Source organism: Streptomyces sp. NPDC051987, assembly GCF_040680735.1.
Taxonomy (GTDB): domain Bacteria; phylum Actinomycetota; class Actinomycetes; order Streptomycetales; family Streptomycetaceae; genus Streptomyces.
In genome coordinates, this window is the sequence record NZ_JBFAXI010000011.1 from 23536 (window position 1) to 46293 (window position 22758).

Consider the following 22758-nt stretch of genomic DNA (forward strand, 5'->3'; position numbering starts at 1 on the left):
AACGGCGCGGGTGACGCGGAGGCGTGACGGTTGTCGTGGGCCGCGCGGGACGGTCAAACGAGTCGACGTGCACGGAGAAGTCGTGCGCTGATCTCGGGGGATGTACTGTCGTCCGCTGCCAGACCGATCAGGAGGAGTTCGACGAGTCGCTGAAGGTCTGTGGCGGAGTGCGCCAGACGGAACGAGGCAATGGCGCCGAGGCATACGCGTACGTCCTCCACTGTTACGTCCGGACGCACTGCACCGGCCTCGCGGGCACGGTCTACGAGCTGCTCCATTGCCCGTGCCTGTTCGCGGCGGTCGACAGCGAAGGCGGCCGCCGCCGGGTGGGAACCGAACAGAGCCTCGTTCAGCCCGCGGTCCTGCAACCGGTGCTCCGCGAAGCTGTGTATGACGCCGCTGAGCGCGCGCCAGGGATCGGGCTCGTCCAGAGACGCCTGCATGTCCCCACGGCATTCCGCGACGAGCTCAGCGAGCGCCGCCGTGACGAGGTCGGTGCGTGCGGGGAAGTGCCGATGGACCGTGGCAATGCCCAGACCGGCACGGCGGGCGATCTCCCGCATCGGCAGGTCGAGCCCTTCGTCGGCGAAGGCGGCGCGGGCGACGGCGATGATACGGCGGCGGTTGAGCTCCGCGTCCATGCGTGGTTTCCGAGTCACTTCGATCTCCGCGATTCTCACTTCAGCCTGATACGGAACACCTGCTCCACATCCATGTCTACCGTAAGGCGGCGCCCGGAAGTTCCGGGCCGGAGAGGTGATCATGCAAGCCGTACAGTTCGACCGTTTCGGTTCTCCCGACGTACTCGGCGTCCGCTCCGCGCCCGAGCCGCACGCAGGCCCGGGCGAGGTGCGCATCGCGGTCCGCACCAGCGCGGTGGCGCCGGTCGACCTCGCGCTGCGGGCCGGTGAATCACCCTCACGTGACAGCCTTCCCCTGCCCCACATCCCTGGCGTGGACGCGGCCGGCGTGATCGACGAGGTCGGCGAAGGCGTCGAAGGCTTTGCCATCGGGGACGAAGTGTTCGGCGCCGTCGATGTCGCCCGACTGGGCGGGGCCAGCGCGCAGTTCGCCGTCCTGGCCTTCTGGGCGGTGAAGCCGGCCGCTTTGTCCTGGGAGGAGGCAGGTGCCGCCGGGACCAGCGTGGAAACGGCCACCCGTGCTCTGGACCTGCTCGGCGTGCGCGAGGAGACGGACACGACACTGCTGATCGACGGCGCGACGGGTGGAGTCGGGAGCATCGCCGTGCAACTGGCCGTGGCTCGCGGAGCCCGTGTCGTCGGAACCGGCAGCCCCGGCAGCGAAGAATTCCTCTCCGGTCTCGGCGCGACCCCCCTGCCCTACGGGCCTGGCCTGCCCCAGCGGGTTCGCGCGCTGGGCATCTCACGCATCGACCGCGCGCTCGACGTGGCCGGAGCCGGCTCGCTCGATGAACTCATCCATCTCACCAACGGACCTCAGTCGGTGGTCACCCTGGCGGATTTCACCGGCCCCAGCCGTGAGGTGCGCCTCTCCCTCGGCCAGTTCGGCGGCCAGGCCGACGGGCGTCACGGACTCGCCGTCGCCGCAGATCTCGCCGAAAAGGGACTGTTCCACGTGCCGATCCAGGCGGTCTTCCCTGCCAGCCGGGCGGCCGAAGCACACGCGGCGGCGGGGACAGGCCCCCGCCGCGGGAAGACCGTCATCGATCTCACGACACTCACGCCTGGCCTCTGACGCCGGTCAGGCGGGACCAACCGCCGTAATTCCCGCCAGCAAGGATCTCGGTCGACATGGACATTGCTCTCGTCGACCTCGGTCGGCCAGTGTGTCCGGGGTACGTGCTGATCTTGTTCCTGACGACCTGCGGCAGCGGGTTGCTCCGCTGCTGCCGCCCGCTCCCGGACCGAGGCCGGTGTATGGCCTCGTCTGCACGCCGCCCTGCTCAGCGAGTTGTCGGCTCCTCCTCGTAGGTCTCGTTCTCGTGGTCCAGTCCGGCCGCCGTGATGAGGGAGGCCGGCTGGCGCACAGAGCCGCCACTCGCACCGATACGGGCTGGACGGCGTTCGCGATGCGCGCGACCGGGTCAGTGCCCGACCAGGTCAGCGTGCGAATTTTTCGATGGCTGCTGGGGTGACGGGGGTGAAGAAGTTGACGAGGTGGCCGTCGGGGTCGCGGAAGAGCAGGGATCGGTTGCCCCAGGGCATCGTGGTGGGCTCGGTGACGAAGTCGGTGACGAACTCGGTCAGGTTCTGATGCACGCGGTCCACGTCCTCGACGAGGAACTCGGTGATCACACTGTGGTTGTCCGCCGGGCGGGCAGAGCCCGGGGCGAACAGCGGGACGGTGCGGGTGCCGGCGATGGCGAGAGTGGCGCCCCCGATCCTGAGTTCGGCGAAGTCCTCGGTGGCCCACGTCGCGCGCGCCCCGGTGGCCCGCTCGTAGAAGTCGACGAGGCGCGCCACGTCGCCGGTGATGATGCGGATCGAGACGAAGTCCATGGGGATCTCCTTGGCTGAGCTGAGCAGGTGCACGTCGCAGGCTAGGAGAAATAGTGGACAGAATCGGTCCTGTATTCGCGTTAGGCTGCGGACATGCCTCGACCCACCGGCCGCGTGTTGACACTCCTGGAGCTGCTGCAGTCGGGTGGCACCCGGACGGTGGCCGAGCTCGCCGACCGGCTGGGCGTCGAAGGGCGAACCGTGCGGCGGTACGTGGACCAGCTGATCGACCTGGACGTGCCCGTGGAGTCGGTGCGCGGCCGCTACGGCGGGTACCGGCTGGCTCCCGGATACCGCCTGCCCCCGCTGATGCTGAGCGACGACGAGGCGCTGGCCGTGCTGCTCGGCCTGATCGCCGGCCGACGGGCGGGGCTGACGACGTCGGAGCGCACGGCGAACGAGACGGCGTCGGCGAAGATCCGGCGGGTGCTGCCCAAGCACATCGCCCGGCGGCTCGACACCCTCCTGGAAGCTCTCTCCTTCACGGACCGGTCCGGCGCGTGGGACCACCCGGACGCCGGGCTCCTGCTCACCGTCGCCGATGCGGTGCACCACCGCCGGCCGGTCTCGATCCGCTACACCGACCGCGGCGGACGGCGCAGCGAACGCACGCTGCACGCGTACGGGATCGTCGCCCATGAGGGTCGCTGGTACGTCACGGGCAAGGACGCGGGGATCGGCGAGGACCGGACCTTCCGGCTCGACCGCATCGCGGACGCGAGGACCCTGCCCGGCTCGTTCGAAGCGCCCGTGGGGCCTGATCCGGCGGAGCGTGTGCTGTCGGGATTCGCCACGGCCGAGTACCGGCATCAGGTGACCTTGCGGATCCACGGGACGGTCGATCAGATCCGCGCCCGCCTTCCGGCCGGCGTCGCGAGCCTGGAGGAGCACGAGCCCGCGGGCGGCGCGGACCGGACGGCCGGACCATGGCTGCGCGTCGAGCTGCGGGCGGAGCGGCTGGACTGGCTGCCGCCGCTGCTCGCCTCGCTCGACCGGCCGTTCGTCATCGAGCGTCCCGCTGAACTCCGCGACCTGGTCATCGAGTTCGCCGATCGCCTGGCGTCCCGTGCCCGTGGGGTTTGAGCCGTCCTGTGAGGTCTTGCGTCGTCCCACAACTGGTCAGGCACCGTGCCATCGCGCCCTCTCGCCCTACCGGCCGCAGCCGTCTTTCCCGGCGGCCCGGTCACCGTGGGCGGGTCCGGCTCAGGGCTCCGGGTTGAGGCAGGACGGGAGGGGGCCCGCGGCAGGGGGTGGGGCGGCCAGGCTGGCGGCGGCGCGTTCCGGGCCCAGGAACGGGGCGAGTACGGAGAAGGCCAGGCCGGGCAGGAGCGCGGGCAGTTCGGCGGTCCGGCCGGTGGCGATGCGGCGGTAGATGGCGGAGTACACGCCGCCCACCACTGTGTCGACCAACTCCTGCTCCGGAACAGGGAGTTCCAGGTCGGGCAGGTCGGTGAAGTAGTCCCGGAAGCGAGTCAGCAGGTGTTCGCGCGCCGCTCGTCCGGCGGGGCCCACGGCGTCGATCTCGACGATCGCCATCGCCGCGAACGCGGGTGCCTCGGCGAGGATCACGAGCAGCGCGCCGAGACCGGCGCGCACCTGTCCCGGCCAGTCGGAGGCCTGGGCACGGGCCTCCTCCATCGCGGCGAAGACAAGGGAGGTGCCGTGCTGATGGGCGGCGAGGAAGGCGTCCTCCTTGCCCTTGAAGAGCTCGTAGAAGACCGGCCTGGTCACCCCGGCGGCCTGGCAGATGTCGCTGACCCGGGTGCCGGCGTAGCCGACCTGGGCGACGGTGCGGACGAACCCGTCCAGCAGGCGGTCCCGTTGGTTGGCGGCGACGGCCTCCGGCGAGGTACGGCGCGGCCCCCGCCGCAGCGAGCGCTCCGGGTCGCGCCCCGTGCGGGTACCGGGCAGCACCAGCGGAGGCGGAACCGGCGAACCTGCTGCCATTCCAGGCCCCTTCTCACGACGTCACGTGCCATGCCTTGACGTTGAATACTCGTCAGGTTTACAACCTTCACAGGTTTTCTTCTCACGCGGACCTGCGGTGGACGACCTGCTGGAGCCGTCAGTGTCACGCACCCGCAAGGCGGCAACAAGTGCACCGGCGTCCCTGACGCCCAGTCAGCCATGAGCACCACGCACCGGTCCGGCAGCCCGCCACCCGGGACCGCCATGTTCGGGCCGCCCGTCCTTCTCCACGTCCAGGACGGACGCCCCTTCCCCACACCACCCGCACGCCCGAAAGAGGACTCCCGCATGCGCAGAATCGGTGTCTCCGCCTTAGCCGTCACCGCCGCCCTGTCCGCCCTGACCCTTCTCCCGGCCGCCTCGGTGTCGGCGGCCGGTTCCGTGCTCACCTACGGCAGCGCCGGCGGCAACGCGGTCTCCGTGGGCGACGTGGTCACCGCATCGCTGGCGAGCGGCACCAAGGCCACCCTCGCCACGACCAGCGGCGGCTCCACCGGCATCACCTGCACCGGCTCGTCACTGTCCGCCAAGGTGACGTCGAACCCCGCCGCCCCGGGCACCGCGACGGAGTCCGCGACCTCGCAGACCTTCAGCGGCTGCACCAGCAACGTCCTCGGCGTCACCGGCGTGCAGAGCGTCACCGTCAACAACCTGCCCTACACCACGTCCGCAGCCTCGGGCGGCGCCGTGACCGTGACCCCGGCCTCGGGCAGCACCATCCAGACCACGGTGGTCCTCTCCACCCTGTTGGGCACCGTCAACTGCGTCTACCGGGCGACCGGTCTCTCCGCGGTGAGCTCCAACACCGCCAACAGCCTGACCTTCACCAACCAGGCCTTCACCAAGGCGTCCGGTTCCTCGCTGTGCGCGGCGAGCGGATTCTTCACGGCCTCCTACGCGCCGGTCGTCGACAGCAGCGTCAGCGGCTCCCCTGCCGTGTACACCAACTGACCGCCGGCCGGCAGAAGGACTGACGCCCTGCCCGGAGGTCCGGCCGACCGCCCCCACGACGGCCGGCCGGACCTCCCGCGTGCTGACCTCGCCCGCGATGGCGGAGGACACGGGGCGCGCGGAGAATGCGAAGGGCGTGAGGAGGGCGGGCGCGGCGGACGGCGGACGGCGCCCTGAGGAACCGCCGTACCGGGTGCGCGGCGCCGAGACCGGCAGCAGGTCGGACGGCAGCAGGTCGGACGTCCACGAGGCGTCCGTGCCGCGCGGGAGACGGACGGTGACTGATGCAGACGTTCCTGCCCGACCCCGACTTCCGGCAGACGGCTCTCCTGCTGGACCGGCGCCGGCTGGGCAAGCAGCGCGTCGAGGCACTGCAGGTCCTCCGCGGCCTGACCGTCCCCGGGTACGGCTGGCGCCGCCACCCGGCCGTACGGATGTGGACCGGTTACGAGGAGGCGCTGGTCCGCTACGGCCTGGAGATCTGCCGGGTCTGGCGGGAGCAGGGACACCAGGACAGCTGCGCCGCCTCCCTGGTCGCCGACTTCGCCGCGTACCGTCCGGGCGTCCAGGTGCGTGACCAGGCGGAACTGGCGGCCGCCGGGGAACTCCCGCCCTGGCTCGGCGACGAGGCGTTCCACGAGAGCCACCGTTCGGCACTGGTCCGCAAGGACCACGACGTGTACGCCGGCCTGTTCTCCGGGGTGCGCGACGACCTGCCGTACGTGTGGCCGTCGTCGGATCGCGCGGAGGACCCCACCGACCGGTGAACCGCGTGCCGCCGCTCACGGCCAGGGCGTACGGCGCCCCGGAGGGGCGAGGGGAGCCAGCGGACCCCGGGGGTCGGGCCGGGTTCGGCACAGGGCGTCCGGCAGAGCCTTCCCCGTGCGACCGACAACCGGCCGGCAACCGGACCAGCGGACCGGGGCGAACCGCCCGGACACACGGCGGATCTCAGCGGTCGCGGGCGCCGGCCGGCGCGTGCGCGTGCCAGGCCGCCTCCCGCAGCCGCGCGTCGCCGAGGATGTCGGCGGCTGTGCAGGCCAGAGCCTCCGTGGCCGCGAGAAGGACGTCCCGGGCACGCGCGGAGACCGCCGCGGCGGCGAACTCGGGGGTGTGGTCGGAGCCGCCCTCGTCCATGATCGCCACGAAGGGGTGGATGGCGGGAACCCGCCCGCTGACGTTGCCGATGTCGGAGGAGCCCAGGTACACGCCGGGCCTGGGCGGCGAAAGACGGATGCCCGACCGCTCCAGGTGCGCCGCGAAGCGGTCGGAGAGCGGCCGGCTGTCGCGGAAGTGCTCGTAGCGGACCGTGGCCCGTTCGACGGTGACGGTCGTGCCGGTGGCCTGGGCCACTCCGGTCGCGCACGTGCCCAGCTGCTCGGCCAGGCTGTCCAGCGCGGTGGTCGTGGCCGCGCGGAGACCGAACAGGCCCTCCGCGTAGGCGGGGACGAGGTTCGTGGCCGTGCCGCCCTGCGTGACGATGCCCTGGATGTGGGAGGCCTCCGGCAGCCGGCGTCCCAGCGCGGACAGCACGTTGAACAACTCGATGAGAGCCGCGAGTGCGTCGACGCCCTCCGTGGGGTTTCCGGTGGGGTGGGCGGCCCGCCCGTGGAAGCCGACCCGGTACTGCTCCTGCGCGGTGAGCGGCGCGCGGCTCCAGTCGTACACGCCCGGGTGGAACATGAGCGCGGCGTCGACGTCGTCGAACACGCCGGCCTCGGCCTCCAGAACCTTCCCGCCACCGCCTTCCTCGGCCGGGGTGCCCACGGCCAGCACGGTGCCGGCTCCGCCGGGCAGTGCGGCGCGGACGGCGAGGGCGGCTCCCAGACCGGCGGCGGCGATCAGGTTGTGGCCACAGGCATGGCCGAGGCCGGGGAGGGCGTCGTACTCCAGCAGCAGTGCCACCGACGGCCGGCTCTCCCCCGAGCGCGCCACGAACGCCGTGGGCATGCCTGCCGTGCCCGGCTGCACCCGGAAACCGGCGCGGTCCAGTTCCTCGCCCAGCAGTGCGGCGGCGCGCCGTTCGGCGAAGGCGGGCTCCGGATCGGCGTGCAGCGTCGTCGCCACCCGCCAGAGGTCCTCGGCCCGGTCGGTGACCTCGGCACGGATACGCCGGTGCACGGCTTCGGCTGTCTGGGACACGTGTCCTCCGCGTGGTGATGGACGCAGGCCGCCTTCCGCGACGGCTCCGGGCATCCGGGTTTCGCCGCACGCGCGGACGACACCCCGGCCTGACAGCCGGTCGTCGCGGCGGAAGCCCTGTCACCTTCGACCGCCGCCGGTTTCTGCCCGTCCGGCGGCGTGGGACGGGTGCCGGAGGGTTACCCGGTGTCCATGCAGAGGCTTCGTATTCCATGGCGGACGGCACACCGGGACGGCGGCGAGGACGCGGAGGGACAGGGGGCACCGGCGCCCGCGGTGCCGACCCCCGAGGAGGCGGGACCCGGGCCCGACGTCGAACGGCGCGCGCCGGACACGCCGACGAAGCTCCCGAAGCGGGCCTGGGTCGCCGTCCTCAAGGGCGCCCTGCACGAGTTCAAGGACGACGAACTGACCGATCGGGCGGCGGCGCTCACCTACTACGGGGTGCTGTCGCTGTTCCCGGCCCTGCTGGTGCTGGTCTCCCTGCTGGGCATCGCCGGGAAGTCGGCCATCGACGCGGTGCTGCGCAACATCCGGCAGCTGGCGCCGGGGGCCGCCCGGGACATCATCACCCGGGCCGTCGAGCAGTTGCAGGGCAGGGCCGGTGCCGGGTCCGTCATGGCGGTCGTCGGCCTGTTGCTCGCGCTCTGGTCGGCCTCCGGCTACGTCGGGGCGTTCATCCGCGCCGCGAACACGGTGTACGACATCCCGGAGGGCCGCCCGCTGTGGAAGATCCTCCCGCTGCGCGTCCTGCTCACCGCCGCCCTGATGGTGATGGCGGTGATCAGCGCACTGATCGTGGTCTTCACCGGCGGCATCGCCCGTCAGGCCGGCGCCGCGCTCGGGATCGGGGACGGCGCCCTGGCGGTGTGGTCGGTCGCCAAGTGGCCGGTCCTCGTTCTCCTGGTCACGCTGATGATCGCCGTCCTGTACTGGGCCAGCCCGAACGCGAGGGTCAGGGGGTTCCGGTGGATCACTCCGGGCAGCTTCGTCGCCCTGCTGATCTGGATGATCGCCTCCGCCGGGTTCGCGTTCTACGTCGCCGGCTTCGCCTCGTACAACAAGACGTACGGCACCATGGCCGGCGTGGTCGTGTTCCTGGTCTGGCTGTGGATCACCAACCTGGCCGTCCTGCTCGGTCTGGAGTTCGACGCCGAGACCGCCCGCCAGCGGGCCGTCGCGGGCGGTCTGCCGCCCGAGGCGGAGCCGTACGCCGAGCCCCGCTCCACCCGGACGTGGGACGAGGAGGACGTGCGCAGGCTGGACGACGCATGAGCCTTGGGCGCACGGCACGCACGGCTGTCCCCGCGCCGTGCCCGCGCTGTCGCCGTGCTGCCCCCGCGCGTCCACGGCGGGCGCGGGCCGGTCGCTGGCATCGGTGTCCTGAACTCGGCTGTCCGGGGTACTCGCGCGTTCGTCGGACCGCCGGGCGGGACACGACCGGCGGGCAGGAACGGACATGGACGGGAGGTGAGCGCCGTGCCGAGTACACAGCCGCCCCGGGTCTCATCCGGCCGGAGCACGGACCGCTTGGACCAGGAGCCGGTGGGTGAGCTGGTCCAGCGGGCCTCGCAGCAGCTGACCGAGCTGGTGCGCGGCGAGCTGAGGCTGGCGCAGGCGGAGTTGAAGGAGAAGGGCAGGCACTACGGCAAGGGGGGCGGCCTGTTCGGCGGCGCCGGTGTCGTCGGCTTCCTGATGCTGCAGGCGCTGGTGGCCAGTGCGATCGCCGCACTGTCGGTGGTGCTGCCGGTGTGGGCGGCGGGGCTGATCGTCACAGCGGTGCTCGGGGTGATCGCCGCGGTGCTGGCCGGCAACGGAAAGAAGCAGATCGGGCAGGCGGCGCCGCCCACGCCCGAGCAGACCGTCGAGAACGTGAAGGCCGACGTGGCCACGATCAAGGAGAGTGCGCACCGATGACCCAGCCGCCGCACGACGAATCCGTCGCCGCCGACCCCGCGGAACTGCGTGAGCAGGTCGAGCGGACCCGTGCCGAACTCGGGGAGACCGTCGAGGCCCTCTCGGCGAAGACCGATGTCAAGGCGCGCGCCCGGCAGAAGGGTGCCCAGGTCCGGGAACAGGTTGCCGTGAAGGGCGGGCGGCTGAAGGAGCAGGCGGCCATCAAGGCCGGGGAACTGAAGGGCAAGGCCGCCGTCGTGGCCCACCAGGCGCAGGGGGCACGGCTGGCGCAGGGGGCACGGCTGGCGCAGGACAACCGCACGGCGCTGCTGGCGGTGGCGGCCGCGGCCGTGGTGGTGTGGGCGGCCTGCCGCCGCTCGAAGGGGTGAGCCGGGTGAAGGCGGTGAAGATCGCTTACAAGCCGGTGGGGCTGGCTCTCGGCGCCGTGGCCGGCCTGGCCGCGGGCGCGCTGTTCAAACAGACGTGGAAGGTGCTCGGCCACGACGAGGACGCCCCGGACGCCACCGACGAGGACCGGTCCTGGGGCGAGGTGCTGCTCGCCGCCACGGTGCAGGGCGCCGTCTTCGCGGTGGTGAGGGCGGCGGTCGAACGCGCGGGCGCCACCGGTGTCCGCGGACTGACCGGGACGTGGCCCGGCTGACGGGCCACGTCCAGTCCGCGCAGGAGCGCGGTTGTGGAGGCGTCGGCCCCGCACGGGGGCGACGCCTCCACGGCTGTCTGGCGGCGGGGCGGCTGTGCGCGTGGGCCGTGTCCGGCGGGTGGTGAACGTCGACGCGTCGCCGTGGCGGGCGGTGCGCCGGTCCGTGGGCTTGTGAAGGGAATGCGCGGGCAGACGGGAGGCAAGCTGCTGAAGGGAGACTGACCATGCTCGGCCTGGTGGGAGCGGCGTTGTTCTTCATCGCCTTCCTGATCAATGCCGCGAACATCGGCACCAACGATGTGTTCACGTCCACGAACGTGATGCTGCTGGGGCTGACGGCCCTGGCGCTGCACGTGTCGGGCGTCGGCACGGGCTGGAGGTACCGCGGCCGACGCTGACGGCGCTCGGTCACAGGGTGGTTGCGCGGGGGTCCCGGTCCTCGGGGACGAGCGGTATCGCGGGGGCCGTGCTGGTGAGGTGGACGGTCTCGCCGGAGGTGACGGCGTCGTCGATGGCCAGCATGGTGTCCAGGACGTGGTAGCCGAGCTCTCCGCTGGCGATGTGCGGGTGGCCGCCGCGGACCGCCCGTGCCATGTCCAGGACGCCGAGGCCCCGGCCGCCCTCGACGCCGACGAGGGGGACGCTCTCCCACTCCGCGTCCCGGCCGCCCTGGGGCACCCGTGTGATCCTGACCTCGCCGGCGAAGGTGTTGGGGTCGGGCAGGACCAGTGTGCCCTCGGTGCCGGTGATCTCGACGAACCCGGTGCGGGTGAGCGGGGAGTCGAAGCTGAACACGCTCTGCCCGACGCCGCCGCCCTCGAACTGGGTCAGCGCCGAGACATGGGTGGGTACGGCGACGGTGAACTCGGTGCCCGCGCGTTCGCCGCTGCGTATCGTGCGGACCGTGCGGGCGGTCGAACCGAGCGCGGCGACCCGGGAGACCGACCCGAACAGGCAGACCAGGGCGGTGAGGTAGTAGGGCCCCATGTCGAAGAGGGGGCCGGCGCCCTTGGCGAACAGGAACTCGGGGTTCGGGTGCCACTGATCGGGGCCCGCGTACTGCATGACGGTCTGCGCGGACAGCGGAATGCCGATGTCGCCGCGGGCGACGGCCCGCAGGGCGGTCTGGAGACCGGGGCCGAGGATCGTGTCGGGGGCGACTCCGACCCGCAGGCCGGTCTCGGCGGCCTGGTCGAGCAGGGCTCGCGCCTCGGCCCGGTCCACGGCGAGGGGTTTCTCGGACCAGACGTGCCTGCCCGCGGTGAGGATCGCCGAACTCACCTCGGCGTGCACGGCGGGCACGGTCAGGTTGACGACGATCTCGGTGTCGGGGTGGGCGAGGACGTCCGCGGCCGTTCCCCACTGGGCGACGCCGTACTTGCGGGCCTGGGTCTCGGCGCGGGCGGTGTCGAGGTCGCCCACCACAACCACGCGCAGGTCGGGGAAGCTGGTGAGGCTGGTCAGGTACTGGTCGCTGATGTTGCCGGCGCCGATGATGCCGACGCCGACCGGGTGCTGAGCCGTCATCAGGCGACGCCCTTCGCGTTCAGGTAGGAGAGGCCCGTCGCGATGCCCTCGAAGATGTCGCCGTCGTAGTGGTCGAACTCGATGACGGCGTACTCGGCGTGGGACGCCGCGTCCAGCGCGGCGGCGAGCGGGATCCGTCCCCGGCCCGCCGCGACCTGGCGGGTGTCCGCGGGGTCGAAGGGGGCGCCCGAGGTGAACGGGTCGTCGATGACGGGTCCGTCCTTCACGTGCAGGGCGCGCACCCGGGAGCCCAGCCGGCCGAGGAGGGCGACGACGTCGTTGCCGCCGGCCGCGGCCCAGAACAGGTCGATCTCCAGGGCGACTTCGGGATTCAGGAGGTCTGCGAAGCGGTCGAAGGCGTTGACGCCGTCGACGGTGTGCACGAACTCCTGGGAGTGGTTGTGGTAGCCGACCCGCAGTCCGTGCTCGGCGGCGCGGTCGGCGGCTTCGTTCAGGAGGGCGGCGGTGCGGGCGATCTCCTTCTCGTCGGCCCACCGGGAGGCGGGCACGAACGGGTCGAAGAGGATGTCGACACCCAGGCGCCGGGCTGCCCGGAACGTGTCGTCGAGGTCGGGGGCGGACGAGCCGCCGTCGGGAGAGAGGAAACTGGCATGTCCGGTCGGCGCGGACAGGCCGTGCCGGGCGAGCGCGTCGGCGAGTTCGGCCGCGCGGTGCACGAAGCCGAAGGCCTCGACGTTGGTCAGTCCCAGGGCGGCGAGACGGCCGAGGGTGGCGTCTTCGTCGGCCTCCAGGGCCTGGCGGACGGAGTAGAGCTGAACCGACAACTGTGGTGTCGACAAAGGGAACTCCTCTCGTGGCGGACGGCCGGGAACAGAATACCGACAGGGGTGACGGTTTCCAGGGGTCGTTAGCATCTTGGTCATGGCAAGGGAAACGGCTCGGCCGGAGGCGGCCACCCGGAACTACCCCAAGGGGGAGCGCCGGCGCGCCCAGATCATCGAGGCCGCGGTCGCCGCGTTCGGGCAGGTGGGCTACCGCAACGCGAGCATGGTGCAACTCGCCGCCGCCTGCGGTGTCTCACGCGCGGGGCTGCTGCACCACTTCCCGACCAAGGAGTCGCTGCTGGAGGCGGTCCTGGAGGCACGCGACCGGCAGGACGGCGAGCACTTCCTGGAGTCGGGCGCGCTCAGCCACGACGGCCTCGCGTACTTCGCCGGCATGATCAGGCTCGTCGCACACAACCAGGACAACCCGCTCATCGTGAGTCTCTTCGCGGTGCTGTCCAGCGAGGCCACCGCGGCGGACCACCCGGCCCGCCCGTACTTCGTCGCACGCTACGAACGAACCCGCCGGGAGATGCAGTCGGCCGTCGACGACCTGGCACGGCGCGGGCTGCTGCGCCCCCACACGGACGCGTCGCGGCTGGCGGCGGATCTGGTCGCCTTCATCGACGGACTCCAGATCCAGTGGCTGCTCAGCCCGGACCGGATCGACATGCCCGATCACCTGAGGACGGTGCTGCGCGGCTTCGTCAGCGCCGAAATCCCTTGACCGTCACCCGCCCGCACCTCTCCGGAGGGTGTGTTTGAATGCCGCGCATGGACGGCTCCCCCGGCATCGGTTAAGGCGTTCCAGGCGAGCGGTCGCCCAGGGCGGCGATACGGGGCAGGGCGCGGCGTGGGAACGGCAGGAACCGCTCGGTGAAGTCGGTGAAGGCCATGGTCGTGTCCAGCCGCACTTCCGCGTACCGTTCGGCGAGGCCGAGGAAATCCTCGCCGGGCTCGGGGAAGAGTGTCGCCGTGTGCAATCGGTCCGGGGTTCGGCCGGCGAAGTCGGCGGCCCAGGCGTTCAGCCAGGTCGCCATGGCGGGCGTGTGCGGGCAGAGCATCGAGGTGAAGGCACGCACCCCGAACTCCCGGAGGAGGGCGGCCCGTTCCTCTTGTGCCTTCCGGTAGGTGATCGGCCACTCCAGGCCGCCGACCAGTGGTCCGTTGGCGTCGAAGCAGTTCCAGACCTTGTGCAGCACCCGCTCGGGCATGAAGTGCGTGTGCCAGGGCCGCCCGCCCGAGCCGCTCCCGGAAACGGCGGATCTCCGCGGCCTCCTCCCGCCGAGCCGCGTCGCCCGCGGGAGCGGGCCGGGCGGCGTCGGGCGGTGCTGGCCCTCAGGACAGGTAGCCCTCCACCTCCGACGCGGGACGCACGTTCGCCTCGGCGGGGTCCTGCCCCGCCTCGATCCTGGCCCGGCGCTGCCGGAGCAGGTCCCAGCACCGGTCCAGCTCGGTCTCCAGGTGGGCCAGGCGGGCGTGCTCGGTCGGCTCGTCGATCTCCTTCCGCGCCAGCCGGTCCCGCAGGTCCTTCTCCTGGCTGATCATTTCCGTGATGTGACCGAGGATCTCCCTCTCGGCCTCGGACCCTGTCATGGCTGCCCCTCTCCGGAAGACGCGACGAACCCCCGTTCCCTCCCCTACCTTCTCTCACCCCGGCCGCAAACGCATCGGCCGGTGGCGGCGGCACGGCGTGCGGTGCCCCGCACCCGAAGGGAAAGCGGTTGCCAACGGCACCCGTGTCGGTCCCGTCGACCGCCTCAACCCCGAGGTGGACCTCGGCGGCGCCTGCTCGGACCGGGCGCCAACGCGCTCGAAGGGGAGGTCGCCACCCCGCTGTTCAACCGGATGCGGGTCGGCAACCCCGCGGTGTTCGGGACGGCGGCCCGCCGGGCGTACGGTCTCCTCGGCCCGGTCCGGCTCGTCCCCTCCGCGCAGCGGACGGTGTCCCGAACCGGCGCGGGCCGGTGCGGGAACACGGCAAAGGGCCCGTCCGCTCGCGGACGGGCCCTCTCACCGAGCGCCGGGCAGGCCTTGCACCTGCATCTCCCCACAGGAAGCGGGGCGTCTTTCCTTGGACCACCAACGCGACACCGGGCGCCGGGACTTCACGGCGACCAGCTCGTGATCAACTGTACCGCATCCACGGGACTGCTCAGTCCGCCGCCTTGTTGTGGGCCTGCCGGTCCGCTGTGCTCCTCGGACGGCGCCCCGCGCTCCGGGCGGGCAGGGCAGCAGCGGTGTCGCCCGCGCCGTCGGGGGTGTCGCGCCGGACCGGTCCCGCCGTCAGCACCAGGATCCGGTCCTCGGCGTCCCATACGCGGCGTTCGGCTTTGCCGGGGCAGAGCAGGACGCCGTCGTGCGGGCGGGGCCGGTGCGGATCGTGCGCGTGGTACCCGATCGCGCACTCGCCGCGTTCCAGCGCCGCGGCGACCACTGTGGCGAACGCGGCCTCGTGGCCGGGCAGTACGTAGTGGGCGGCCGGGCGCAGGGCGAGTGCTCCGCCACGGGTGGTGAAGATCTCCTCGTAGACGGCGGCCAGTTCGGGGTGGTGCACGATCTGCGCCATCAGCAGGGCGGTGAGTTCGCCCCGGACCACCGCATGGGAGGCGGGGCCGAGCGGGGCGACGGTGCGGCTGCGGTGATCGCTCAGCTCGGCCACCACGGGCAGCGAGCGCCCGGTGCGCTGCTCCCAGGAGCACAGGGTCAGCAGCGCCAGGAGGGTGCGCTCGTCGGGGCGTTCGGGTCCCGCCGTACGGTCCGCGCCCAGGGCGATGACGCTGTCGTAGGCGGTGACGTCCAGGCCGTCCAGGGCCTCGGGAGCGGCCAGGTCCCGGGAGTGGTGGGTGACGGCGAGCGGCGCGTTGCGGGGGCGGGGGAAGCCGGACTCAGCGGGGCCGGACGCCGGGTCGGTGACCACGTCGAGGACCGAGCCCGGCCGCGCGGTCCTGCGCAGGGTGTCCACGACGATCGGGGCGCGGCGGTTCCACCCGAGCAGCAGCACCCGGGCCGGCGCGTCCGGCAGCGGTGCGGGCGGTGCGAGGGCCGTGGAGTCGACCCGTGCCCAGCGGTCCGTGAGGACGGTGGCGCGATCGTCATGGGCGACGGTGACCAACCGGTCCCCCGGTACCAGCACGGTGTGCGGCGCGGGTGTGAGCAGCGGACGGCCGTCCGGGCGCAGCAGACCGACGGCGCAGGACGTCTCCAGGCGCAGCGCCACCTCCTGGAAGGAGAGTCCCACCGCCTCCGGGACCTCGGCCACGTGGAACTCGGCTCCGGAGAAGTCCAGCAGGTCCCGCAGTGCCGCCGGCATCACGGGGCACCGCGCCGCCTGGACGAGGAGCCGTGCCGCCGTCCGGTCGGTCTCCAGGACCGTTCCGCGCGGTCCGGCGGCGAGCCGTGCGGCGGGCAGGTAGCGGTCGTCGTGCACGGCGGCGACGACACGGGGAGCGTGCGGTCCGACGTTGGCGCCGAGCAGGGCACGCAGCGCCAGCAGGGTCCGTACGACGGTGAGATCGCCGTCGCAGTCGTCGGCGGGCAGCACCACCACGGCTCTGGCCGCACCCGGGCTGACCAGGGCCAGGGCGTCGGGATCGGTGGGGGTGCCGGTGCGGCAGACCAGCCGGACGCGGTCGGCGCCTCCCAGGGCGGCCGCGAGCGCGGTGTCCATGTGGGCGGGGTCGCGGTCGGCGAGGACGGTGATGACATGGCGCCCGCCCCCGGACCTCCCGGCTGCAGGCCGCCCGCCCCCGGACCTCCCTGCTGCAGGCCGCCCGCCTCCGGACCGCCCGGCGATCAGCTCGGACACGACGGTGAAGAGCTGGTCGGTCCAGCCGAGCACCACGTCGTGATCGCGCTCCAGGACCCGCGAACGGCCGCGCCGCAGTTCGGTCAGCCGGTCACCGAGCCCGGTGGTGACGACCCCGACGAGCGTGGACACGCACAGCAGGGCGATGAGGCCCAGCAGGACCGACAGGAGCATCCGCGCCGGGGTGCCCGCCACCGCGCCGAGCCGGAGCGTCTGCGCGCTGGTGCGCCAGACCTGGGCGAGCCGGCCGGAGAAGGAGCGCGGCGCGGCGGGGTCCGTCCACACCAGGAGGGTGCTGACCGGCACGACGACCGCCAGACAGCACACGGCGAGCCAGCCGAGCAGCGTTCCGGTGCTGCGGGCGAGCGTCCTGTCGAACAGGTACCGCGCCCGGTGCCGTAACGGGGTACGTTCCTGAGCTCGTTCCACGACTGCCCCCTGAGTTCCGCATATGCCTCGGCGACTTGGAGAGTGCCGGGTGCGCGGGGTGCGACACGCCGTCCGACCGGGACGTTCATCCTTTCGGGCAGCGGGTCCGTGGGGCGTCGCGCAGACGCTCGACGATCTCGGTGGACGCCGGTGGGTTCAGGCGGTGTCCGCGGACAGGCGCGGGTCGGCGGCGACGATGGCGCGGACCGTCTCGGTGACCAGCCGGCGGTCCAGGGGGGCGTCGGCGAAGGCGCGGTGCATCGGCCAGCCCTCGATCAGCGCGTCCAGGGCGCGGGAGACCCCGGGCGTGAAGTGCAGGGCGAGGCTGTCCCGGCTGCGTTCGAGCCAGGTGCGGGTGGTGGCGGACACCGCCTCGTTGTGGTTGGCGTACGCGTACCAGGCGGTCGCGGCCGCCGCGGCCGCGCCGTGGGGACTCGGGGCGTCCCTAGGGTTACCCGTGGCGCTCTCCGCGGCGGGCGACTCCGGTGCCGACTCCGCCGCCCGCGTCGCGCCGGCCGCGACCGTCGGCTATGTCGCCTTCCTGGTGGGCCCGCCCTCCCTCGGCTGCCTCGGGGAGCACTTCGGCCTGCGGCACGCCCTGATCCCGGTCCTCGCCCTGGTGCCGGCGGCCGTCTTCGCCACCCCTGCCGCCCGCACGCCCCGGGAGGCCGGCGACCCCGAACCGGCGGGCGCCTGACGGCGGTGCCGGTCACCGGGGGTCCTTCTCGAACTCGGCGCGCTCGAATCGGCGTCCACGTCTGACGGTGAACCTGAGGGTGCGCAGGTTGCGGATGTCCTGGAGGGGGTTCTCGTCCAGGACGGCGAAGTCGGCGAGCTTGCCCGGTTCGACGCTGCCCATGTGCGCCTCGGTGCCGGCGGCCCGCGCGCCGACGAGGGTGGCCGAGCGCAGGACGTCGGCGGCGGGCATGCCGCAGCGGTCGGCGAGGAAGGCGAGTTCGCCGTAGAGGGCGGGGAAGGGGTCCCCGGGGGCGGTCTCGAAGTCGGTGCCGGTGCAGACGTCGACCCCGGCGCGGTGCGCCTGCGCGGTGACGGCGGCGGCCAACTCGGTGTTGCCGGCGGCACGTTCGGCGGACTCGGTGGTGTCGCCCCGGAGTTCGCCGGTGGTCCACATGGACGCGGTGGCGTCCAGGACGGTGCCGCGGCGGCGCATCTCGGCGAAGAGGGCGGTCAGTTCCGGGGCGTCACCGGCGGCGAAACGGTCGTAGCCGATGGGTGGTTTGGTCTTGTACCTGGTCAGCGGCTCGGTGGCGCCCTCGTAGGCGAGCAGGGTGACGTGCGAGACGCTGTCGACGCCCGCGGCGACGACCTCGCCGGGCGCGGCCGGGAAGACGGTGGCGTGCGCCCAGACGGCGATGCCCTGGCGGTGCGCCTCAGCGGTGACGGCGGCGACGGTCGCGGCGTCCAGGTCGGCGTAGACCTTGATCGCGGCGGCGTGGGTGCCGCGGGCGAGGGCGACGGCGACCGGCAGGTCGGTGTCGGGGGTGACGGCCTGCATCCAGGGGACGGCACCCGGCACGGCACCGCGGGACACCTCGTGGGTGCGGGGGTCGTCGAAGAAGGAGGGCCCGGCCATGAGGGCGGCGTAGCGGATCTCGGGTCCCGGGATCTCGCCGACCAGGGTGGCGCGGGCCAGGTCGCCGATGTGGCGCAGGTCATCGGCCATGTCGCGGACGGCGGTGACCCCGCTGTACACCAGGCGCCGGAGCACCGCCTCGGCGGCGGGCCGGTCGGGCGGGGTGGCCAGGTGCTGGTGGGTGTCGATGAGGCCGGGGACGACGAAGCGGCCGTCCAGGTCGACGCGGGGTGCGTCGGCGGCGTGCGGGGGCAGCGGATCTCCGTCGCCGATGACGGCGTGCAGGCGGGAGCCGTCGGTGACGATCGTGGTGTCGGGGCGGAGCGGGGCGCCGGTGCCGTCGAACAGGGTGGCGCCGCGGTAGACCGTGACGGTTCCGACGGGTGGGGCGGCCCAGGGGGTCGGGGCGCCCGGGGGGAGGTCGGTCATGGTCACCTTCGATCCACTGGGAGGTTGTCACGCCGTATGTACCACGCGTGGCCGGGTACCTCGCCCGGTCCGGCCGGCCGCCAGGCCGGTGACCGTGACCGCCGACCCGCAGCAGGCCGGCCGGAGTTCCGACCGGGGAGCTCGTGGTGCAGTTCGGCGAGCGCGACGGGCGGCCACTCGCGCTCGTGGACGCCGGGTTCGCTGACCGGGGGCCTTGACGGTCCTCAGCCCGAACGGCACTCCGCCGTCACCCGAACGGCTGCACCCGAATGGCGGTATCGCACCCGGCGTCCTTACGGTCGGTTCGGATCTCAATTCCCAGACAGGTGGCCAGCAAGGGAGGTCAACCATGAACCGACTTCGCACCCTCGCCATCGCGGCCGCGCCCACGGCCCTGCTGATCGGCATGGCGATTCCGGCCCCCGCCGCACCGGCGCCCAAGGCGCCGACGACGCCGAACGCCGGCTGCTACATGCCTCGCACCGACCAGGTCCTCACCGCCCAGGAAGGCATCAAGCTCGCCAGCGCCTGCAAGGCCCAGAAATCCGACCCCTCGTGGCACTGGATGGGCAACTACGGCTCGGTCTACGACGTGGTCAACGTCGCCAACAGCAGGGGCGTCGGCGCCGGCGGGCTGGTGACGGTCCCCAATGCCAGCGGCGGCGGCCTGATCCCGACGTTCATGTACTACTGAGCAGTCGGCCGTGAGGGTTCGGTCGTAGGTGACGGGCACGTGCGCGTGACGGCACGGCGGGCAGTCTTCCGCCGGTCACCGAGTTCCTTGCGGTCGGCGATCCGACGAGAAGACTCGTGCCCGCCGTGCCCGCGCCCGTCATCGGCGCGAACAGGCCTGGACGGCAGCCAAGTCGATGCCTAATCTGAAAGTGCCTTACCTCATCAGTGGGCTGGGCCGGGTTGCTCCGAGGGATCCGCCGTCCTGGGGGTCGCCGGATCAACCGGTCGACCCGGCCCAAATCAAGATGAGGTGAGGTGGCCACATGGTGGACAGGAAGCGGTCCCGGTCTCGGAAGGGGCGGGTCCGTGAGGTTGCGGAACGGCTGGGCTTAGCTCTCGGAGCCAGGGCGCTCTGGGAACTGGCCGCAAAGCTCCTCAGCCACCACTGACGGACAGGCGCCGCTGGGTGGAACCCCCAGTCGTCCAGCGTCGCAGTCCGTGAGGGTCCCTGGTGCGTGGCGCCAGGGACCCTTTCCCCTTCCCGCGGCGTCACTGAGCCTGCTGCACGTCTGCGACGGCCGGTGCCGTCGTCGAAGTCAGCTGCCGACGGGGTACCGGCTGGTGATCGCGACGCGGTTGAAGGCGTTCATCACCGTTGCCAGCCAGGCGACTGCGGAGATCTGGTCCGCGGTGAGCACGGCCGCGGCGGCGTTGAAGTCCTCGTCGCTGACGTGTCCGTCCGGCACGCGTGTGATCGCCTCGGTCAGGCGGAGGGCGGCGCGATCCGTCTCGGAGAAGTAGCCGGTCTCCGCCCACGCCGGCAGCACGGCGATCCGGTCGGGGTTCTCGCCCTTCTTGAGGGCGTCGCGGGTGTGCATGCGCAGGCAGAAGGAGCAGCCGTTGATCTGCGAGGTGCGGATCCTCAGCAGTTCGACCAGGAGCGGGTCGAGGCCTGCCGCGGCGGTGGCCTCTTCCACCTGCGACGAGAGGGCGATGAGGGTCTTGTAGGGGGCCGGGTGCTGCCGGCCGATGTTGACGCGGGGGTCGGTCATGATTCCTTCGATTCGTCGGGGTGTCCTGCGCCGCGCACCGGGCGTGGGGGCGGCCGGTCGGGTGTGTTCGGCAGGGGGCCGAGTGGTGGGCGGGGCATTGCCGCCCGTTGCGTGCTCCGGGCTACGACGCCGGGTCGTCGACCTTGAGCTTTTCTCCGGTGTCGGAGACGAAGACGACCAGGAGCCTGGCCCGTTCGGTCGGGCTGGTGTTCTCGGTGAGGACGTGGTGGGCACCTGGCGGCTCGACCCAGTTGTCGCCCTGGTGGTAGGTGGTCACCGGCTTGCCGGCCAGCTGGCTGCGCACAGTGCCTTCGAGCACGTAGGCGTAGACGAACGCCTGGCCGTGCCGGTGCGGCATCGCGCGCGCGTCGGGCGGGAAGTCGACGATCACCGAGGTGAACGTCTTGCCCTTCACATTCGGCAGCGCCTGCTGGAGCAGCGGCTTGAGGGTTTCGGTGGGGCGTGCCGATGACCTGACCGCAGGCGATGCCACGGCCACGGTCGTCCCCTTGGGCTGGGCGGGCCGGTCCGCGGTCGAGCAGGCAGTGGCCGCGGTCAGCGCGGCCAGGACCAGCAGGCCACCGGCGATCCGCGGTCCCCTCATGATCGGTCTCCTGTCGAGTCTTCGGTGACGCGGATGATCGTCCTGCCCGGGGCGTGCCGGCCGGGCGCGAAGGCGGAGGGTGCTTCGGCGAGCGGCCGCACCGCGCCGACGACGGGCTTGAGGCGGCCGTCCCTCAGTCGCGTGGCGAGATCGGCGAGCCGCGCCCGGTCGGGTTCGACGACGAAGAAGACGGCCCGCCCGTCCTTGGGCCGGACCTTGGGCGGCATGGCGATGCTGACCAGCGTGCCACCGGCCCGGACCAGGGCGGCCGAGCGGTCGAGGACGTCGCCGCCGATCACGTCGAACACCACGTCGGCCTCGCCGGCGTCCTCCAGCTTGTCGTTCTGCAGGTCGATGTAGGTGTCGACGCCGAGGGCGAGTGCCCTGTCCCGGCCGGACGCCCGGCCGGTGCCGATGACGCGGGCGCCGGCCTCGCGGGCGAGCTGTACCGCGATCGAGCCGACGCCACCCGCGGCACCATGGATCAGGACGGTCTGGCCCGTGGTGAGGCGGCCGTGGTCGAACAGGCCCTGCCAGGCGGTCAGTCCGGAGATCGGCAGCGCGGCGGCCACGGTGTCGTCGATGTCCGCCGGCAGCGGGGCCAGGTTGCGGGCTTCCACCGCGGTGTACTCGGCGAGTGTGCCGTCACGGGTCCAGTCGGTCAGGCCGAACACCCGCTGTCCGACGCTGAGGCCGGTGGTGCCGTACCCCAGTTCCACGACGACACCGGCCAGCTCGTGACCGGGCACGCTCGGGGTCCGATCGCGTCCGGCGCGATCGGTCCACGTCGCCGGCCAGTCCAGCTCGCCAGGGGTGAACCCGGCGGCGTGCACCTGGACGATGACGTCGTTCTCGGAAGCATGGGGGTAGGGCATGTCCGTCAGGGACATCCCGGCTAGGCCGGCGTCCCGGTTTCGCACAGTGATGGCTTGCATACGGTTCCTTACTGGGCAAGGGCGACCCGAGCACACAGTCCGCGCGCCGTCCTCGTGGCGGCTGCAGGTGGATGTATGCCGTGCCGCATGATCGATCTCACCTGTTCCGGCGTCGTCCGTCGTCGCCCGTTACGCGGTGGCACCAGGCGTCGAGGGCTCTGCGGCAGGCCTCAGCTCGGCCAGGGAGCGCCCAGCATGCGCTCGACCGTGGTGGTGCGGCGGAAACCGGGAACGAAGTGCTCCAGCACGTCCGAATTCACGGTCCCGTTCGTCGTCTCGGGGCGGTGCTTGAGTCCGTCGACGTAGGCCTGCAGGAACTCGTTCTTGAAGTCGCCCCGCGGATGGGCGGCGGTGATCTCGTCCACCTGGCCGCGATCCAGCTCTTCCAGACCGAAGCCGAGCACGTCGGTCAGAACTCCGAAGTATGTGATGGCGATCTCCGGGCCCATCCGGTCGGGTATTCCCGGGGTCGTGTGCAGCGCGATCGCCGTCCACACCACGTCGGCGGCCGTGGCCGGGAATCCGCGGTCGAGCATGAACGTGCGTGCGTGGTCGGCTCCGTCGACCTCGAAGCGCTGCTCGACGTCGGAGAACGGCGTCAGAAGACCCGTGTCGTGAAACATGGCGGACAGGTAGAGAAGCTCAGGGTCGGGCTTCAGGCCGAGCCGGTGAGCGTGCAGGGCGCCGAAGGCGAAAACGCGCCGGGAATGGTGGTAGACGAGGGGTCTGGTCATCTCCCGCACAAGGCGGGTGGCTTCCGCGACCGCCGCCGTTTCAGGTATCTCCACCCCTGCGATCATCTCGTTCATGATCTCTGCTCCT

General features: G+C 72.2%; 24 protein-coding genes and 3 pseudogenes. 12 read left to right on the top strand and 15 right to left on the bottom strand.

Going from position 1 to position 22758, the window contains the following annotated elements:
- Window positions 1–53: 53 nt before the first annotated feature.
- The gene (locus tag AB0M11_RS08920) at window positions 54–641 is read right to left on the bottom strand and encodes a helix-turn-helix domain-containing protein (protein WP_365702940.1); all 588 of its coding nucleotides are present in this window, start codon (window positions 639–641) and stop codon (window positions 54–56) included.
- Between the two features lie 121 nt (window positions 642–762).
- Between AB0M11_RS08920 and AB0M11_RS08925 the strand changes: the two genes are divergently transcribed.
- Window positions 763–1716 carry an NADP-dependent oxidoreductase gene (locus AB0M11_RS08925; RefSeq protein WP_365702942.1) on the top strand — a complete coding sequence of 318 codons (954 nt, stop codon included), beginning with the start codon at window positions 763–765 and terminating at the stop codon, window positions 1714–1716.
- 365 nt (window positions 1717–2081) lie between these two features.
- On the opposite strand, the gene AB0M11_RS08930 is transcribed toward AB0M11_RS08925, so the two are convergent.
- Window positions 2082–2480 (bottom strand): VOC family protein, encoded by a 399-nt coding sequence (locus tag AB0M11_RS08930; protein WP_365702944.1) that lies wholly within the window; start codon window positions 2478–2480, stop codon window positions 2082–2084.
- A gap of 93 nt (window positions 2481–2573) precedes the next feature.
- On the opposite strand from AB0M11_RS08930, the gene AB0M11_RS08935 reads away from it, so the two are divergent.
- A complete protein-coding gene (locus tag AB0M11_RS08935; RefSeq protein ID WP_365702946.1) occupies window positions 2574–3563 on the top strand; it encodes a YafY family protein in 990 nt (329 codons plus the stop codon).
- 120 nt (window positions 3564–3683) lie between these two features.
- Here AB0M11_RS08935 and AB0M11_RS08940 read toward each other — a convergent pair whose 3' ends face one another.
- Window positions 3684–4427 (bottom strand): helix-turn-helix domain-containing protein, encoded by a 744-nt coding sequence (locus AB0M11_RS08940; RefSeq protein WP_365702948.1) that lies wholly within the window; start codon window positions 4425–4427, stop codon window positions 3684–3686.
- Between the two features lie 309 nt (window positions 4428–4736).
- Between AB0M11_RS08940 and AB0M11_RS08945 the strand changes: the two genes are divergently transcribed.
- Both AB0M11_RS08945 and AB0M11_RS08950 read left to right on the top strand, forming a co-directional pair.
- Window positions 4737–5399, top strand: coding sequence for a Tat pathway signal sequence domain protein (locus AB0M11_RS08945; RefSeq protein WP_365702950.1), 663 nt, complete (start codon window positions 4737–4739; stop codon window positions 5397–5399).
- 284 nt (window positions 5400–5683) lie between these two features.
- Window positions 5684–6166: an MSMEG_6728 family protein gene (locus AB0M11_RS08950; RefSeq protein WP_365702952.1), complete on the top strand. Its 483-nt coding sequence runs from the start codon at window positions 5684–5686 to the stop codon at window positions 6164–6166.
- 184 nt (window positions 6167–6350) lie between these two features.
- Here AB0M11_RS08950 and AB0M11_RS08955 read toward each other — a convergent pair whose 3' ends face one another.
- Window positions 6351–7541, bottom strand: coding sequence for an amidohydrolase (locus tag AB0M11_RS08955; protein WP_365702953.1), 1191 nt, complete (start codon window positions 7539–7541; stop codon window positions 6351–6353).
- Window positions 7542–7733: 192 nt separating this feature from the next.
- On the opposite strand from AB0M11_RS08955, the gene AB0M11_RS08960 reads away from it, so the two are divergent.
- The 5 genes from AB0M11_RS08960 to AB0M11_RS08980 all read left to right on the top strand — a co-directional run bounded on the left by AB0M11_RS08960 (window position 7734) and on the right by AB0M11_RS08980 (window position 10496).
- Window positions 7734–8816, top strand: a complete 1083-nt coding sequence (locus tag AB0M11_RS08960) for a YihY/virulence factor BrkB family protein (RefSeq protein ID WP_365702955.1) — start codon at window positions 7734–7736, stop codon at window positions 8814–8816.
- 255 nt (window positions 8817–9071) lie between these two features.
- Complete coding sequence (locus AB0M11_RS08965; RefSeq protein WP_365702957.1) at window positions 9072–9458, top strand: phage holin family protein; 387 nt, start codon at window positions 9072–9074, stop codon at window positions 9456–9458.
- A complete protein-coding gene (locus AB0M11_RS08970; protein WP_365702959.1) occupies window positions 9455–9826 on the top strand; it encodes a DUF3618 domain-containing protein in 372 nt (123 codons plus the stop codon). Before AB0M11_RS08965 ends, AB0M11_RS08970 begins: the two co-directional genes overlap by 4 nt.
- Window positions 9827–9831: 5 nt before the next feature.
- Window positions 9832–10098 (top strand): DUF4235 domain-containing protein, encoded by a 267-nt coding sequence (locus tag AB0M11_RS08975; protein WP_365702961.1) that lies wholly within the window; start codon window positions 9832–9834, stop codon window positions 10096–10098.
- 224 nt (window positions 10099–10322) lie between these two features.
- Window positions 10323–10496: a hypothetical protein gene (locus tag AB0M11_RS08980; protein WP_365702963.1), complete on the top strand. Its 174-nt coding sequence runs from the start codon at window positions 10323–10325 to the stop codon at window positions 10494–10496.
- A gap of 10 nt (window positions 10497–10506) precedes the next feature.
- On the opposite strand, the gene AB0M11_RS08985 is transcribed toward AB0M11_RS08980, so the two are convergent.
- Window positions 10507–11625, bottom strand: a complete 1119-nt coding sequence (locus tag AB0M11_RS08985; RefSeq protein WP_365702965.1) for a Gfo/Idh/MocA family oxidoreductase — start codon at window positions 11623–11625, stop codon at window positions 10507–10509.
- The gene (locus AB0M11_RS08990; RefSeq protein ID WP_365702967.1) at window positions 11625–12425 is read right to left on the bottom strand and encodes a sugar phosphate isomerase/epimerase; all 801 of its coding nucleotides are present in this window, start codon (window positions 12423–12425) and stop codon (window positions 11625–11627) included. The genes AB0M11_RS08985 and AB0M11_RS08990 overlap by 1 nt, the downstream gene beginning before the upstream one ends.
- 82 nt (window positions 12426–12507) lie before the next feature.
- Between AB0M11_RS08990 and AB0M11_RS08995 the strand changes: the two genes are divergently transcribed.
- Window positions 12508–13137 carry a TetR/AcrR family transcriptional regulator gene (locus AB0M11_RS08995; protein WP_365702969.1) on the top strand — a complete coding sequence of 210 codons (630 nt, stop codon included), beginning with the start codon at window positions 12508–12510 and terminating at the stop codon, window positions 13135–13137.
- 88 nt (window positions 13138–13225) lie between these two features.
- Here AB0M11_RS08995 and AB0M11_RS09000 read toward each other — a convergent pair.
- The 4 genes and pseudogenes from AB0M11_RS09000 to AB0M11_RS09015 form a co-directional block, all read right to left on the bottom strand.
- Window positions 13226–13676, bottom strand: a pseudogene (locus AB0M11_RS09000) (hypothetical protein); the annotation flags it as partial.
- 72 nt (window positions 13677–13748) lie between these two features.
- Window positions 13749–14006 (bottom strand): DUF2630 family protein, encoded by a 258-nt coding sequence (locus AB0M11_RS09005; protein ID WP_365702971.1) that lies wholly within the window; start codon window positions 14004–14006, stop codon window positions 13749–13751.
- Window positions 14007–14565: 559 nt separating this feature from the next.
- Window positions 14566–16647: an NAD-binding lipoprotein gene (locus AB0M11_RS09010; RefSeq protein ID WP_365702973.1), complete on the bottom strand. Its 2082-nt coding sequence runs from the start codon at window positions 16645–16647 to the stop codon at window positions 14566–14568.
- A 156-nt stretch (window positions 16648–16803) separates the two neighbouring features.
- A pseudogene (locus AB0M11_RS09015) lies at window positions 16804–17004 on the bottom strand (TetR family transcriptional regulator); the annotation flags it as partial.
- A 70-nt stretch (window positions 17005–17074) separates the two neighbouring features.
- Here AB0M11_RS09015 and AB0M11_RS09020 point away from each other — a divergent pair.
- Window positions 17075–17344: pseudogene (locus AB0M11_RS09020) on the top strand (MFS transporter); the annotation flags it as partial.
- A gap of 12 nt (window positions 17345–17356) precedes the next feature.
- On the opposite strand, the gene AB0M11_RS09025 reads toward AB0M11_RS09020, so the two are convergent.
- Entirely contained in the window at window positions 17357–18670 is a 1314-nt protein-coding gene (locus tag AB0M11_RS09025; RefSeq protein ID WP_365702975.1) for an amidohydrolase family protein, read from the bottom strand.
- Window positions 18671–19019: 349 nt separating this feature from the next.
- Between AB0M11_RS09025 and AB0M11_RS09030 the strand changes: the two genes are divergently transcribed.
- Entirely contained in the window at window positions 19020–19364 is a 345-nt protein-coding gene (locus tag AB0M11_RS09030) for a hypothetical protein (RefSeq protein ID WP_365702977.1), read from the top strand.
- A 577-nt stretch (window positions 19365–19941) separates the two neighbouring features.
- Here the strand turns inward: AB0M11_RS09030 and AB0M11_RS09035 are convergent.
- The 4 genes from AB0M11_RS09035 to AB0M11_RS09050 all read right to left on the bottom strand — a co-directional run bounded on the left by AB0M11_RS09035 (window position 19942) and on the right by AB0M11_RS09050 (window position 22745).
- On the bottom strand, window positions 19942–20397 hold the full coding sequence (locus AB0M11_RS09035; RefSeq protein ID WP_365702979.1) for a carboxymuconolactone decarboxylase family protein: 456 nt from the start codon (window positions 20395–20397) through the stop codon (window positions 19942–19944).
- Window positions 20398–20518: 121 nt separating this feature from the next.
- The gene (locus tag AB0M11_RS09040) at window positions 20519–21001 is read right to left on the bottom strand and encodes a cupin domain-containing protein (RefSeq protein ID WP_365702980.1); all 483 of its coding nucleotides are present in this window, start codon (window positions 20999–21001) and stop codon (window positions 20519–20521) included.
- Window positions 20998–21936, bottom strand: a complete 939-nt coding sequence (locus AB0M11_RS09045; protein ID WP_365702982.1) for an NADP-dependent oxidoreductase — start codon at window positions 21934–21936, stop codon at window positions 20998–21000. Before AB0M11_RS09045 ends, AB0M11_RS09040 begins: the two co-directional genes overlap by 4 nt.
- Window positions 21937–22106: 170 nt before the next feature.
- On the bottom strand, window positions 22107–22745 hold the full coding sequence (locus AB0M11_RS09050; RefSeq protein WP_365702984.1) for an HD domain-containing protein: 639 nt from the start codon (window positions 22743–22745) through the stop codon (window positions 22107–22109).
- Window positions 22746–22758 lie beyond the last annotated feature (13 nt).